The sequence below is a fragment of the Streptomyces sp. NPDC027672 genome (assembly GCF_055566335.1).
Genome location: NZ_JBVHSO010000002.1, coordinates 536,472 through 549,672 on the forward strand (window position 1 = coordinate 536,472; position 13,201 = coordinate 549,672).

The window sequence follows — 13,201 nt, forward strand, 5'->3', positions numbered from 1 at the left end:
GCCTCGCCGCCGCCCCTTCGGCGCCGGATCCGCATCAGCACGCACTCCGATGCGTTCTTCCGGCACACAGCGATGTGTGCGCTCACATTTTTGGAATCTACACGTACCTGGTTCTCGCGTCAGCCCTTGAGTTCGCGTTATGTTAGCGCGCACAATGTGCGGAGGGGTGAGCGCCGACTGCCCAGGATGCACAGGCGATCTCGTCCCTTCAGCCCCTCGTGCGCGGTCGCACCCACCACAGGGCACGGACCGGGCACCGCTGTCCATGACGGAAAGACGGTGAGAACGTAGTGACCGAGTCCCTCTCCTTCGGGGATCTCCGCCGGGAGGTCCTGGCGGCCAACCTGCGGATACGGGAGGCCGGTCTGGCCACCCTCACCTGGGGAAACGTCAGTGGCGTCGACCGCGATGCCGGAGTCTTCGTCATCAAGCCGTCCGGCGTCTCGTACGCGGACCTCACGGCGGAGGACCTGGTCGTGGTCGCCCTGGAGGACGGGCAGGTCGTCGAAGGCCACTTCAAACCGTCCACCGACACCGAGACCCACCGGTGCCTGTACCGCGCCTTTCCCTCCATCGGGGGCGTCACCCACACGCACTCGACCCATGCGGTCGCCTTCGCGCAGGCACGCCGTCCGATCCCCGTCCTCGGGACCACGCACGCGGACACCTTCAACGGTCCCGTCCCGGTGACCGAGGACCTCACGGCCGAACAGTGTGCGCGTGACTACGAATACAACACCGGCCAAGTGATCGTGGCTCTCCTCGAAGGCGATCCGCACCGGGCCGAGCAGGTGCCCGGAGCGCTGGTCTCGCGGCACGGCCCGTTCACCTGGGGGGCGACCGCGACCGCGTCGCTCGAGAACGCCATCGTCTGCGAGGCGGTCGCCGAGATGGCACTGCACACCCTGGCGCTGCACTCACCCGCCGACCCCCCGCAGCCCCCGCAACACCTGCTCGACCGGCACTTCACCCGCAAGCACGGACCGGACGCGTACTACGGCAACGCCGCTGTGACCGCTGCCCGCTGAGCAGGAAAGAGGGGAAGACCGGACCGCCGACTCGGCGGACAGCACCGGCCCACCCGAGAACCAGACAAGGGCCGCACCCCAGGTGTGAGAGCACCGGCTTCCCCCGCCTGTCGTACGCCGCCCGTACCAGGAACCGAACGGATCCGGCCACGGCCCGGCGTCACGATCCGGTCGGCGGTGAGGCCGCGCTGCAGCGCTGTGACGGCGGGAGGAGGAGCACCTCCAGGGCCCGCGCACAGGCCCGGGCCTGTTCCAGGAACCAGTCCGTGCGCTCCGCCGTGATCAGTTCGGGTGTGCCGCGGACCGCCAGGGCGAACCGCGCCGCATGCAGGTGGTCGCGGACCGGCACGGCCAGGGTGCGGACACCGGGCGCGGACTCGCCGTCGTTGAGGGCGTACTCCTGGGCGCGCACACGGTCCAGTTCGGCCTCGAGGAGTTCCCGGTCGACGATCGTGCGGTCGGTGAAAGCCCGCAGCGGCGGCAGTGACTTGGCGCCAGCCTCGCCGGGGCGGGGCCAGGCGAGCAACACCTTGCCCAAGGCCGTGGAGTGCAGTGGCCGGCGCAGCCCCACCTTCGGGGTCACCGAACCGCCCGCCACGATCACCACGTGCGGCCCGCTCCGCAGTGCCAGGTCGGCCGTCGCGCCGGTGCGGTCCGCGAGGTCGGCCAGTTCGGGCGAGGCGAGGTGCAGTCCCCGCTGGTGGTACGACAGCCGCCCCAGTTCGGTCACGGCCGGGCCGAGACGGTAACGGACGGTCCTGGCGTCCTGTTCGAGGAAGCCGGCCTCCTCCAGCGTCCGGGCCAGGCGGTGCGCCGTCGACGTGGGCAGGGACAGTCTGCGGGCCATCTCCGACGCGCTGAGGTCCGGGCCGTTGTCGTGGAAGCAGTGCAGCATGTCCAGGGCCCGGCGGACCGCCTGCGCCCCCGTCACCGGAGTCCTGGCCACCACGTGTCGCCTCCTCTGATCCGTCGGCGCGTGGAGTTCCACGGGCGCCTGGGTACGGGCTGAGATTCCCACATCGCGGGATGCCCGCCGCGCCCTCACAGCCTGCCGCAACGGACTGTTCACACCGGTTCCCACATGATGGGAAGCTGCTTGCCGGGCGCTCTGCGCCCGTGTCAGGCTGCGGTCGTCCCGCCGGAACAGGTCCGATGGGAACCACCGGAAGGAGCCAGCGATGCACCACTGTGCCGCCGCGCTCCTCCTCACCGCGCGCCGCCACATCGACTTGGCCCGCGTCTCCAGCGCCGCCTGTCGCTGACTCCTCCCCCGCAGCCGTCCGGTACCGCCGCGACGGTCCGAGCGCAGCTTCCGCCTGCCGCCGTACGGCCCTGACGTCCGCGACCCGTTCGTCGGCCTCCCCCTGCGCACGCCTGCCCGCGGCGCACCGCCTTCAGGGAAGACTCCATGACGCACATCCCCCTGCCCGAAACCCTGTGGTTCACCCGCTGTCCCGTGCCCACGGCGACCGGCATCGCGGCCGATCGCCACTGGCTCGCCGAGGAGTTCGCTCCCGACGGCATCGCCGTCCGCTCGTTGCAGGACGCCGCGTCCGACGTGACGGGCTCCGTCCGCGCGGCCCACTACACGCACACCCTGCCCGCGCTGTTCCGGGAAGGCGGCAACGTGCCCGCCCTGTGGGCCCGTTCCCGGGGCGAGCCGACCCGGTTGATCGGCCTGACCTGGATCGAGGAACGGCAGACGATCCTGGTGGCGCCCGGCTCCGGTATCCGCGGCGCTGCCGCGCTGCGCGGCCTGCGGCTCGCCCTGCCACGCCACCGGGTGCCGATCGACTTCTGGCGGGCCATGGCGGTACGGGGCTTCGAAGGTGCCCTCGCCTCCGCCGGATACGCGTTGTCCGACGCCACAGTGGTCGACGTGCCGGCCGACGGCCGTCACGGCCAGTGGGCGGCCGAACTCGCCGCGCTGGCACGCGGTGACGTCGACGCGGTCTACGTCAAGGGCGCCGTCGCCGTCGAGGCCGCGCGACGCGCCGGTGCCGAGGTCGCCGTGGAACTGGACGAACTGCCCGACCGCGCCCACCGGGTGAACAACGGCACCCCCCGGCCCATCACCGTGCACCAGCGTCTGCTGGACGACCATCCGGAGCTCGTCGAACGGTTCCTCGCGGTGCTGTTGAGGGCCTCCGACTGGGCGGCGTCGCAGCCCGCCGAGGTGGCCCGCATCCTGGGCTCCGAGACCGGCGCCGGAGCCGAGGGCGTCCAAGGCGCCTACCGGCCGGGCACCCACCGCACCCTGCGGCCCGACCTGTCGGACGAGCGGCTCGGTCTCCTCGCCCGGCAGGAGGCGGCGCTGCGGGCCCACGGCTTCCTGCCCTCGCCCGTCGACATAGGGACCTGGGCCGACCCCGAGCCCCTGCGCCGCGCCCGTCTGCGTCTCACCCGGCCCCAGCCCGCATCCCTCTCCACCGAAACGTAGGACTGTCATGCTTACGCCGAGAATGGCTGCCGTCGCCCTTGCCACGGTCGCTTCCCTCCTCTCCCTCAGCGGATGCGGGACATCCGCGGCGGACTCGGGCACCGGCTCCGCCTCCACCGTCACCGTGCGCATCCCCGACCCCGGCAACGCCGGCGTACTCGCCCTCGGCAAGAAGGACGGATCGCTCGCCCGGGAACTGGCGAAGGTGCACGCGAAGGTCGAGTGGACCGGCAGCTCCGGGCCCTTCGCACCGGCCGCGCAGGCGCTCAACGCCGACCAGCTCGACATCGCCGTGGGGTCGATCACCTCAGGGATCACCTCGCTGTCGCAGAAGCCCGGCTTCGAGTTCTTCACCGCCACCGCACCCGATCCGGCCGGCGAGGGCATCCTGGTCAGGAACGGCTCGGGCATCGACTCGGTCAAGGACCTCGTCGGCAGGAAAGTCGCTGTCAACCAGGGCGGCACCGGCGAGTACCTGCTGCTGAAGGCTCTGGCCAAGGAGGGCATCGCGCCCGACAAGGTCCGCAGGGTCTACTTGCGTCCGGACCAGACCGCCGCGGTGTTCAACGCCGGCCAGGTAGACGCCTGGGCGGTGTGGGCGACGTACTCCGTGACCGAGATCGGCAGCGGCAAGGCCCACTTCGTCGCCGACGGACGGGCCATCGGCTCCGACAACTACAGTCTCACAGCGGTGCGCACCGCCTTCGCCGAGGAGCACCCGCAGGTCGTCAAGGCGCTCTACCGGTACCTGCACGACGGCAGCGTGAAGGAGAAGCGGGATCCGGCCGCCTATCTGAACGTCAACACCGACACCGGCCCCGAGGCCCTCACCGGCGAGGCCAAGCGCGTACAGGTGGAGTTCGCCCGCCAGGGTGCGACCGTCGAGCCGATCACCGACGCCGACATCAAGCGGTTCCGCGACGTGGCCCGCTTCTACGCCGACCACAAGGTCACACCTGCCGAGGTCGACGTCGCCGCCCACCTCCTCGACGTGACCAGGCTGTCATGACGGCGACCGACGAGATCCTTGCCGCACCCACCGCCGAACCCGTCGCGGACACGGACCTGGTGACCCCGCAGGCCGCCACCAGGCGTCCACGCTCGCGGCGGTACACCGTGGCCGTTCGGGCGTTGGGCCCGGTGGCCCTGCTCGCGCTGTGGTGGGCCGCCTCCGCCACGGGCGTCCTCACCCCGGACGTACTGGCCTCGCCCGCGGACGTGGTCCGCGCCGTCGGCGAGTTGTGGGGCAACGGCCAACTGCCCGACGCGCTCGCCACCTCACTGACCCGCTCCGGAACCGGACTGCTGATCGGACTCACCGCCGGCCTGGTGCTGGGCGTCGTCACGGGTTTCACCCGCCTGGGCGACGAACTGCTGGACTCCTCCCTGCAGACACTGCGGACCATCCCGTTCCTGTCCCTGGTCCCGCTGTTCATGGTGTGGTTCGGCATCAACGAGATCGCCAAGATCCTGCTGATCGCCGTCGCCACGACGTTCCCGATGTACGTGTCCGCCTCCAGCGGGGTCCGCAACACCGATGCCAAGCTGGTCGAGGCGATGCGCAGCTTCGGGATGAGCCAGCTCGCCGTCGTGCGGGAGGTGGTCCTGCCCGGAGCCCTGCCCTCGCTCCTGGCGGGTCTGCGGCTGTCCATGACGCTCAGCGTGATCGCCCTGATCGCGGCGGAGGAGATCAACGCGACCGCCGGTATCGGCTACCTCATGGCGCAGGCGCAGAACTACGCCCGTACGGACGTCCTCGCCGTCTGCATCCTGGTGTACGGAGTGTTCGGCCTGCTGGCCGACGCGATCGTCCGCCTGCTGGAGCGGCTGCTGATGCCCTGGCGAGGAGCGGCCCGATGACCAGCGCCGTCCACGTCGGGAACCTGCGCAAGGCGTTCGGCGGCCGCACGGTGCTCGACGGGCTCGACCTCACCATCGGCCGCGGGGAGTTCGTGGCGCTGCTCGGCGCCAGCGGCAGCGGGAAGACCACCCTGCTGCGGATCCTGGGGGCCTTGGACACGGCGGACGCCGGTGAGGTCCTCGTCCCCCGGGCGCGCACGATCGTCTTCCAGGAGCCGCGGCTCGTGCCGTCCAAACGGGTCCTGGCGAACGTGACCGTCGCGCTTCCCCGCGGACAGACCGAGCGCGGCCGGCACGCGCTCGCGGAGGTGGGTCTCGAAGGGCACGCCCACGCCTGGCCCGCCACCCTCTCCGGCGGTGAGGCCCAGCGGGTCGCCCTCGCCCGCGCCCTGGTGCGCGAGCCCCAACTGCTGCTCCTGGACGAGCCCTTCGCGGCGCTCGACGCCCTCACCCGTCTGCGCATGCAGGATCTGGTGGGCGAGTTGTGCCGGGCCCACCGCCCCGCCGTCCTGCTCGTCACCCACGACGTGGACGAGGCGGTGCGGCTGGCCGACCGCGTCTGCGTGCTGCGTGAGGGCCGTCTCGTCACCGACGAACCCGTCGCCGTCGCCCGGCCCCGCGACCCGGGCGACCCCGCCTTCGCCGCACTGCGCCAGCGCCTGCTCGCCGACCTCGGCGTCCACGCCACCACCCCCGACACCGTCACGACCGGAGCGCACTGAATGCCCATCACCCTCGGCGTCCACGCCAGCAACCCGACCCTTTACTACCTCTCCCGGCTCGACTACGCCCAGCAGGAACTGGCCGCCGTCGGAGAAGCGGTGGCCTTCCACGCCTACACCGACGGCGTCCGCACCGGACAACTGCTGACCGAAGGCGTGATCGACTTCGGCGGCACCGGTTCGACACCGCCGGTGACCGCGCAGGCCGCCGGGCACGACCTCGTCTACGCGGCCGTCTCGGCCCCGCGGCCGGACCACGGCGCTCTCCTCGTCCTCCAGGACAGCCCGGTGCGTACGGTCGCCGACCTCAGGGGCGGCGTCGTGCACCTGGCCATCGGCTCCTGGCAGACCCACCTGGTCGCCAAAGCCCTGGACGACGCCGGCCTGTCCTACACCGCCGACATCACTCCCGTCCGTGCCGGAGCGGACAGCGAACGGCAACTGCGCTCCGGAGACATCGCGGCCTGGGTGGCCCAGGGGCCACAACTGGCCGCCGCCCTGCGCACCGGTGGCGTCCGCGTGCTGGTGCGCACCGCGGACGTCATCACCGACCGCTCCGTGTTCTTCACCCGGAGGGAGCTGGCCGAGCGCCGCCCCGAGATCGTCGACGCCGTCGTCAGGGCCTTGCGACGGGCCGACGCCTGGGCCGCGGCACATCCCCGGGAAGCAGCGGCGATCGCCGCCGACCACCAAGGCGGCAGCGTCGAGGACTGGGAGACCGCGCTGCGCACCCTGCCCTGGCGGATCGAGCAGGTGAGCGAGGAATTCCTCGCCGAACAGCAGCAGGCCGCCGACATCTTCCTCCGCACCGGCTTCGTCGACCGCCCGGTCACGGTCGCCGACGCCGTCGCCCGCCAGAGCTGAGGGACAGACACCATGGCCGCCGAAATCCTGTGGTACATCATCCCCCGCGAAGGCGCCTACCCCTGGGAACCCGAGGGACGGCGCCCCGTCGACCTCGGCTACCTCCAGCGCCTGGCCGGGGCCGTCGAGCGCCTCGGCTTCAGCGGCGCGCTGCTGGCGACGGACCTGTACGACGTGTGGCCGCTGGGCAGCGCGCTCTCCGCCGTCACCAGCCCGCGCTTCAAGCCCCTGCTCGCCGTCCACCCCGGACTGATCTCGCCGACCCTGCTCGCGAAGATGGCCCTCACCTTCGACACGCTCTTCGGCGGCCGGCTGCGCTTCAATGTCGTCAACGGGTCCACGAAGACGCTGCGCGAGTACGGTCTGGACGTCGAGCACGACGAACGGTATGCGCTGAGTGCCGAGTACTGGTCGATCGTCAAGCGGCTCACCGCCGGTGAGGTCTTCGACCACAAGGGCCGCTTCTACGACCTCAAGGACGCTGGTGCCTCCTTCGGCGACCTCAGGCCGGTGCAGGCGCCACACGTCCCGCTGTGGTTCGGCGGCTCGTCGGCGCCGGGCATCGAGATGGCGGCCGAGCATGTGGACGTCTACCTGACCTGGGGCGAACCTCCGCACCTGCTGAAGGAGAAGCTGGACCGGGTGCGCGAGCGCGCGGCGGCGCACGGGCGCAGCCTCCGCATCGGGCTGCGGCTGCACCTGATCGTGCGGGACACCGAGGACGAGGCATGGGCGGCCGCGGACCGGCTGCTCGACGTCACCAGTGAGGCCACGTACGCACGGCAGCTCGGCGGCCGGACGGGCGAGGACGGTGTCGGATGGCAGCGCCAGTTCCGCCAGCACGGAGGCAAGGTACCGGCTCGCGCCCGTGAACTCGAGGTCCATCCGAACCTCTGGCCGGGCATGAGCCTGTTCCGCCCCGGACCGGGAACGGCGGTGGTCGGCTCCACGGCGCAGGTGGTGGAACGGCTGCGGGAGTACGAGGAGTTGGGCGTCGACACGTTCATCCTCTCGGGCAACCCGCTGCTCGAAGAGGCGTACCGAGTGGCGGAAACAGTCCTTCCGCACCTCGGGATCCGGACCTGAGTCCACCGGACACGTCACCGCCGGCACCGGTCCCCGCCGGCGGTCAACGGTGTGGTCGGTCTCGCCGCCCGGGAGGCCGCCATCGCGTTCACGCCCGGCATCTGCCCGCCGGGATGCGGCCCAGCATCGTCGCGGCCCGGCCGGCGTCTTCCCGGTGGGCGCGGGTGAGGTCGGTGACCATGTAGCCGGGGGGCGAAAGATGTGCTGGTGTGCTCCGGTGCTGACCGCCTGAGCGATGCCGGCCGGCACCGGTGACGGCGCCGAGGCGGTGTGCCTGAGGGGATGAGATCCGGGTGGATGCGGCCTCAGCGGATGAAGTGATCGACGTAGTCGGCGCCGAGGCCGACACTCTCGTAGTGCGCTGCTCCTGAGTCGGATCGGAGGCGACAGCGGGCCACCGCACAGCGAACGACTCCCGTATGCGATGCAAGTCCGCGACACCACAGCGGTGCGCTGATCGCACAGCCACCTGCCACACCGCACCTCGGGCGCCGGATATCGCGGGCGATCACGGGCCGTCGCACCGAAGGACTCAGTTGATTCCGGTGCTCACCGGGGCGCGCACCACAGCACCGGCTGCCACCGCACCGCGTATCACCCGGCCATGATCCACCACCCGGCGATCTTCGAAGACGGACCCCAGTGCACCAGTTGGGCCTGGCCTGGAAGGCAGCTGTCTTTGGGCTACTGGCTTCTGCGCGTGTGGAGCGTCGCCTCATCGACCAGGTGGCGGAGCCAGAGGTGAGCGGGGTCGTCGGTGGCGGTGGCATGCCAGATCGAGCTGACGGTGTACTCGGGCATCGGCAGGGGCGGCGCGACGGCCGTCAGTCCCAGGGCGTCGGCGTAGACGGTGGCCGCGTGAGTGGGGAGGGTGGCCACCGCGGGCAGGGTCGCGAGCTGGAGGGCGGCTCCGCCGAAGTGGGTGGTGGAGGCGATGACTCGGCGGTCGAGCCCGCGTGCTTCCAGGAGGTCGTCGACGATGCCGCGCCGGCCGTCGTGGGAGATCAGCAGGTGCGGGTGGGCCAGATAGTCGTCGAGGCCGATCGGAGTCCGAAGCGGCAGGAGGCGGGGGTTGAACAGGCACATGTAGCCGGAGGCGAAGAGGTCCCGGGTGCGGTGGTCGGCGCCGTGTGCGGGAGTAGCGGCCACGCCGAGGTCGATCTCGCCGCGGTCGAGCAGGTCTGCGACGGTGTTCCGGTTCGCCTGCCGGACGGCGAGCCGGATGCCGGGCAGGCCGGCCGTGGCGGCCAGCAGGTGGGGCAGTAGCGCTGCCTCCAGGTCGTCGGACATGCCCAGGACGAAGATGCGCCGGGCGCTGGCCGCATCGAAGCGGTCCCGGTCGGTGACGGCGCCATGAATCAATCCGAGGGCCGGATCGATGCGGCGGGCCAGATCGATGGCGCGCGGCGTCGGCTCGATACCGCTGCGGGTACGGGTGAACAACTCGTCGTCGAAGAGTCTGCGCAGCCGGCCGAGGGCGGCGCTGGCCGCGCCCTGGCTCAGGTGCAGGGCAGCGGCGGCGCGGGTGACGCTCCGCTCGCGCATCAGGGCGGCGAAGACCACCAGGAGATTCAGGTCCGCCTTCCTGAATTCGGTTTCATAAATGTCGATCATCGTAAACATTAGTTTGCCGCATGACCGAGTGAGTTCATAGTCTCGAGGACATGGCTGACCCCCCTGAACTCTCCCGCACCGTGACCGCCGCCGTGGTCCAGGCGGCCGCTCCTCTGTTCGACACGCCGGCCGCGCTGGTCCGCGCCGAGGAACTGATCCGCGAGGCCGCCGTCCACCACGGAGCCGAGGTCGTCGTGCTGCCCGAGGCGTTCCTCGGCGGCTATCCCAAGGGGCTGGATTTCGGCATCACGGTCGGCAGCCGCACCCCGGACGGCCGCGAGCTGTTCCGCCGCTACCACGCCTCCGCCATCGAGATCACCGGCCCGGAGGTCACGGCCCTGGCCGCCGTCACCCGGGAGCTCGGCTGCCACGCCGTGGTCGGCGCGGTCGAACGCCAGGGCGGCACGCTGTACTGCGTCGCACTGTTCTTCGGCCCCGACGGCTACCTGGGCCTGCACCGCAAACTGATGCCCACCGCAGCCGAGCGCTACCTGTGGGGCCAGGGCGACGGCTCCACCCTCCCCGTCATCGACACCGGCACCGCCCGCATCGGCGCGGCCATCTGCTGGGAGAACTACATGCCGCTCTTCCGCACGGCGATGTATGCCAAGGGCGTCGACCTGTGGTGCGCGCCGACGGTGGACGACCGTGACGCCTGGCAGGCCACCATGCGGCACATCGCGCTGGAGGGTCGATGCTTCGTCCTCAGCGCCAACCCGTACCTGCGTCGCGACGCCCTGCCCGCCGACCTCCACCCCGTCCAGGGCGACGACCCCGATACGGTCCTGATCGGCGGCGGGTCCGTCATCGTCTCCCCGCTCGGCGAAGTCCTGGCCGGCCCGCTGCGCGACGGCGAAGGCATTCTGACCGCCGACCTCGACCTCGACGACCTCGCCCGCGCCCGTTTCGATCTCGACACCACCGGCCATTACGCCCGCCCCGACGTCTTCACCCTCCACGTGGACGAGTCACCCCACACCACCGTCACCACCAGCTGACCGGCCACGGCGGAGCCCTGAAGGTGCCGTCCGGCGCGCCTGGCCGCCACGCGGTCCGCGCAGCTGGCCGGGACACAGCTTGAGGAGAAAGATCGGCGACGTCTGCGAATCGGCTATCGGCGGGGACCCAGGGTGAGCAGGTCTCGGCCAACTCCGAACTAAAAGGACTCCGACGCCGACACCCTGCCCGCGATCGAGGCCGGCGCCACCGGCTACCTCCTCAAGGACGCCCCGCCCGAGGACCTGGCCGCCGCCGTACGCACCGCGGCCGCCGGACGCACCACGCTGGCGCCCACGGTCGCCGACCGGCTGATGAACCGGCTGCGTGCCCCCGGCACCGCCCTGACCCGGCGCGAGACCGAAGTCCTCGCCCTGGTTGCCGACGGCTTGTCCAACCAGGCCGTCGGCAACCGCCTCCACCTGACCGAAGGCACCGTCAAGTCCCACCTGACCCGCATCTACGCCAAGCTGGGCGTCAACTCCCGCACGGCCGCCGTCGCCACCGCGACCGACCTCGGTCTCATCCGCCGCTGACCGGAGCACCCCCGAACGTCAAGAGCCGCCGCCCAGCGCCATGGGGCGCGGAGCGTGACAGCCGCTGCGGTCATCTCGGCGCCACCGGCCCTCGCCAGTGCACGCCTGGCGGTGCTGATCCGGCCCCGGCTCGGCCGGGTGCCGTCGACCGGGCGTACGGCTGTGAGCCGGGGGCCGTCGAGGAACGTACCGAGCCGATCACCCGTCAGGGCGGCCTGCCGCTCACCTTGAGCACCGCGGTTCACCCCTGCCCGTGCTGACACGGCGATGTCGGCTGCGTGTGATCAGCCTGTTTCCGTCAAGGCTGCGTGCGCGGCGGCGAGGATCTCCGCGGAGAGCGGGGAGCCCTTGGTGGCCCGGGACAGGACCAGCGCACCGAACAGGGTGCAGAGGCGGACGATGCCGTCCTGGTCGTCGCCGGCCAGGAAATCGGCGAAGTCGGCCACGCCCTCGGCGTAGACCCGACGGGCCTCTTGCCCCCCGCCCTCGCGCGCGATGTCGGTGGCGAGGGCGGCGACCGGGCAGCCGTCCGCCGGGTCGTCGCGGTGCTCGACGGAGAGATAGGTGTCGATCAGCGCCTGCTGGGCGGCGGCACGCTGCCCGTCGTACCGCTCCAGCCCGGCGCGGTGGCGTTGGGCGAGCTCGGCGAAGGCGTGCGCGGTGGCCTCGTCGACCAGCGCCTCCTTGGAGGCGAACTGCTTGTAGAAGGCGCCGTGGGTCAGACCGGCCGCCTTCATCAGGTCGGCGACGCTGACCTGCGTGCCCTGCTCGCGGAACAGCCGGGATGCGGTGTCCACCACCCGCCGGCGGTTCTCCTCCGCCTGTGCCTGTGATACGCGGCCCATGACCACCTCCCGCTTGGATGTCGACTGGCATCTATCGTAGACCCATGTTTAGATTGCCTGCATAATCTATTTGCGCGGGTGACCGACGGTGCCCGCCACGACCAGGAGCGAGCATGGAACTGAACAACGCGGTCGCGGTCGTCACCGGCGCCAACCGGGGCTTGGGGCGCCACCTGGCCGCCCGGCTCGTCGAGCGCGGCACGAAGGTGTACGGCGCGGCCCGGCGCCCCGAGACGGTCGACGTGCCGGGCGTCATCCCGCTGCGGCTGGACGTCACGGACGAGGCGTCGATACGAGAGGCCGCGCGCGTGGCGTCCGACGCGACACTGCTGATCAACAACGCGGGCGTCTCCACCGGCGCGACGCTGATCGGGGGTGACGTGGCCGAGGTGCACCGGGAGATGGAAACCAACTCCTTCGGCCCGCTCGCCGCGACCCGTGCCTTCGCCCCCGTCATCGAGGGCAACGGCGGCGGCGCCGTACTCAACGTCCTGTCCGTGCTGTCCTGGTTCCACCCGGCAGGACTCGGCTCCTACGCGGCTTCCAAGGCCGCCGCTTGGGCGCTGAGCGACGCGACCCGTGAGGAGCTGGCACCGCGCGGGATCGCCGTATCGGCGCTGCACGTCGGCTATATGGACACCGACATGGCCGCCGGCGTGCCCGCCGATCAGAAGGTCGCCGCTGCCGACGTCGCGGCCCAGGCACTGCACGGCATCGAGACCGGCCTGCCCGAGATCCTCGCCGACGAGACCAGCCGGCACGTCAAGCAGAGCCTGTCCGCGGCACCCCAGCCGAACGCACTGTCCGCGGCACCCCAGCCGCACGCACTGTCCGCGGCACCCCAGCCGCACACGGACTGAGGCTCACCCCCGCCACCCCGGCGTGACACCCGCGCGGGTGGCGGTGGCCTGGGTGCGCGAGCGCGCCGCCCGTTCCGTGGCCACGCTCGTCCCGGCCGTCGGCCCGCGCAGTCCCTCCCCGCTCGACGGCTGCCTCGGCGCCCTCGACGTCCGGCTGGCCGATGAGCAGTACACCCGCCTGGCCGAGGTCGGCGCGGTGCCGCTCGGCGTGCCCCACGAGGGGATCGCCGCCTCCCTGGACCGCCTCCGGGGAGGCTCCGCAGACCGCGTCACCGCCCCGGTCGTGCTGGTGGCCTGACGGAGGAACGCTGCCGAGGCCGCGGTGCGCCCGCGCCGCGGCCGGAAGAAGA

The 13,201-nt window shown here is 71.6% G+C and carries 14 protein-coding genes and 1 pseudogene; 12 read left to right on the forward strand and 3 right to left on the reverse strand.

Translation table 11 applies throughout. The annotated features are described in order from the left end of the window. The first annotated feature begins 290 nt into the window (after window positions 1-290). Window positions 291-1,028 carry an L-ribulose-5-phosphate 4-epimerase AraD gene (gene araD / locus ACZ4SV_RS06770; protein WP_365875258.1) on the forward strand — a complete coding sequence of 246 codons (738 nt, stop codon included), beginning with the start codon at window positions 291-293 and terminating at the stop codon, window positions 1,026-1,028. Between the two features lie 160 nt (window positions 1,029-1,188). Here the strand turns inward: araD and ACZ4SV_RS06775 are convergent, their stop codons facing one another. After that, a complete protein-coding gene (locus tag ACZ4SV_RS06775; RefSeq protein WP_468001994.1) occupies window positions 1,189-1,977 on the reverse strand; it encodes an IclR family transcriptional regulator in 789 nt (262 codons plus the stop codon). A gap of 229 nt (window positions 1,978-2,206) precedes the next feature. Here ACZ4SV_RS06775 and ACZ4SV_RS06780 point away from each other — a divergent pair, with 229 nt between their 5' ends. From ACZ4SV_RS06780 to ACZ4SV_RS06810, 7 genes are all read left to right on the forward strand, one after another. After that, window positions 2,207-2,290 (forward strand): putative leader peptide, encoded by an 84-nt coding sequence (locus tag ACZ4SV_RS06780; RefSeq protein WP_365875289.1) that lies wholly within the window; start codon window positions 2,207-2,209, stop codon window positions 2,288-2,290. A gap of 146 nt (window positions 2,291-2,436) precedes the next feature. After that, window positions 2,437-3,468: an ABC transporter substrate-binding protein gene (locus tag ACZ4SV_RS06785; protein ID WP_468001996.1), complete on the forward strand. Its 1,032-nt coding sequence runs from the start codon at window positions 2,437-2,439 to the stop codon at window positions 3,466-3,468. 22 nt (window positions 3,469-3,490) lie between these two features. Further along, complete coding sequence (locus tag ACZ4SV_RS06790) at window positions 3,491-4,477, forward strand: NrtA/SsuA/CpmA family ABC transporter substrate-binding protein (RefSeq protein WP_468001998.1); 987 nt, start codon at window positions 3,491-3,493, stop codon at window positions 4,475-4,477. Next, window positions 4,474-5,328 carry an ABC transporter permease gene (locus ACZ4SV_RS06795; protein WP_468002000.1) on the forward strand — a complete coding sequence of 285 codons (855 nt, stop codon included), beginning with the start codon at window positions 4,474-4,476 and terminating at the stop codon, window positions 5,326-5,328. The genes ACZ4SV_RS06790 and ACZ4SV_RS06795 overlap by 4 nt, the downstream gene beginning before the upstream one ends. Then, a complete protein-coding gene (locus ACZ4SV_RS06800; RefSeq protein WP_468002002.1) occupies window positions 5,325-6,050 on the forward strand; it encodes an ABC transporter ATP-binding protein in 726 nt (241 codons plus the stop codon). Before ACZ4SV_RS06795 ends, ACZ4SV_RS06800 begins: the two co-directional genes overlap by 4 nt. Further along, window positions 6,051-6,914 (forward strand): ABC transporter substrate-binding protein, encoded by an 864-nt coding sequence (locus ACZ4SV_RS06805; protein WP_468002004.1) that lies wholly within the window; start codon window positions 6,051-6,053, stop codon window positions 6,912-6,914. It abuts the gene before it with no gap. 12 nt (window positions 6,915-6,926) lie between these two features. Next, window positions 6,927-8,000 (forward strand): LLM class flavin-dependent oxidoreductase, encoded by a 1,074-nt coding sequence (locus ACZ4SV_RS06810; protein ID WP_365875244.1) that lies wholly within the window; start codon window positions 6,927-6,929, stop codon window positions 7,998-8,000. A 684-nt stretch (window positions 8,001-8,684) separates the two neighbouring features. Here the strand turns inward: ACZ4SV_RS06810 and ACZ4SV_RS06815 are convergent. Further along, window positions 8,685-9,614 carry a LysR family transcriptional regulator gene (locus ACZ4SV_RS06815; RefSeq protein ID WP_468002007.1) on the reverse strand — a complete coding sequence of 310 codons (930 nt, stop codon included), beginning with the start codon at window positions 9,612-9,614 and terminating at the stop codon, window positions 8,685-8,687. A 50-nt stretch (window positions 9,615-9,664) separates the two neighbouring features. Between ACZ4SV_RS06815 and ACZ4SV_RS06820 the strand changes: the two genes are divergently transcribed. Together ACZ4SV_RS06820 and ACZ4SV_RS06825 are read left to right on the forward strand one after the other, a co-directional pair. Continuing rightward, window positions 9,665-10,612 carry a nitrilase-related carbon-nitrogen hydrolase gene (locus tag ACZ4SV_RS06820; RefSeq protein WP_468002009.1) on the forward strand — a complete coding sequence of 316 codons (948 nt, stop codon included), beginning with the start codon at window positions 9,665-9,667 and terminating at the stop codon, window positions 10,610-10,612. Window positions 10,613-10,777: 165 nt separating this feature from the next. Next, window positions 10,778-11,146, forward strand: a pseudogene (locus ACZ4SV_RS06825) (LuxR C-terminal-related transcriptional regulator); the annotation flags it as partial. 284 nt (window positions 11,147-11,430) lie between these two features. On the opposite strand, the gene ACZ4SV_RS06830 reads toward ACZ4SV_RS06825, so the two are convergent. After that, window positions 11,431-11,991, reverse strand: a complete 561-nt coding sequence (locus ACZ4SV_RS06830) for a TetR/AcrR family transcriptional regulator (protein WP_468002011.1) — start codon at window positions 11,989-11,991, stop codon at window positions 11,431-11,433. Window positions 11,992-12,104: 113 nt separating this feature from the next. Between ACZ4SV_RS06830 and ACZ4SV_RS06835 the strand changes: the two genes are divergently transcribed. Continuing rightward, entirely contained in the window at window positions 12,105-12,851 is a 747-nt protein-coding gene (locus tag ACZ4SV_RS06835; RefSeq protein ID WP_468002013.1) for an SDR family oxidoreductase, read from the forward strand. A 22-nt stretch (window positions 12,852-12,873) separates the two neighbouring features. Then, window positions 12,874-13,149, forward strand: a complete 276-nt coding sequence (locus tag ACZ4SV_RS06840; RefSeq protein ID WP_468002015.1) for a hypothetical protein — start codon at window positions 12,874-12,876, stop codon at window positions 13,147-13,149. Window positions 13,150-13,201: the final 52 nt, after the last annotated feature.

Bases quoted from the DNA above. Each gene is read 5' to 3' on its own strand.
- ACZ4SV_RS06780 (WP_365875289.1), top strand. From the start codon at position 2,207: ATGCACCACTGTGCCGCCGCGCTCCTCCTCACCGCGCGCCGCCACATC.
- ACZ4SV_RS06785 (WP_468001996.1), top strand. From the start codon at position 2,437: ATGACGCACATCCCCCTGCCCGAAACCCTGTGGTTCACCCGCTGTCCC.
- ACZ4SV_RS06790 (WP_468001998.1), top strand. From the start codon at position 3,491: ATGGCTGCCGTCGCCCTTGCCACGGTCGCTTCCCTCCTCTCCCTCAGC.
- ACZ4SV_RS06795 (WP_468002000.1), top strand. From the start codon at position 4,474: ATGACGGCGACCGACGAGATCCTTGCCGCACCCACCGCCGAACCCGTC.
- ACZ4SV_RS06800 (WP_468002002.1), top strand. From the start codon at position 5,325: ATGACCAGCGCCGTCCACGTCGGGAACCTGCGCAAGGCGTTCGGCGGC.
- ACZ4SV_RS06805 (WP_468002004.1), top strand. From the start codon at position 6,051: ATGCCCATCACCCTCGGCGTCCACGCCAGCAACCCGACCCTTTACTAC.
- ACZ4SV_RS06810 (WP_365875244.1), top strand. From the start codon at position 6,927: ATGGCCGCCGAAATCCTGTGGTACATCATCCCCCGCGAAGGCGCCTAC.
- ACZ4SV_RS06815 (WP_468002007.1), bottom strand. From the start codon at position 9,614: ATGATCGACATTTATGAAACCGAATTCAGGAAGGCGGACCTGAATCTC.
- ACZ4SV_RS06820 (WP_468002009.1), top strand. From the start codon at position 9,665: ATGGCTGACCCCCCTGAACTCTCCCGCACCGTGACCGCCGCCGTGGTC.
- ACZ4SV_RS06830 (WP_468002011.1), bottom strand. From the start codon at position 11,991: ATGGGCCGCGTATCACAGGCACAGGCGGAGGAGAACCGCCGGCGGGTG.
- ACZ4SV_RS06835 (WP_468002013.1), top strand. From the start codon at position 12,105: ATGGAACTGAACAACGCGGTCGCGGTCGTCACCGGCGCCAACCGGGGC.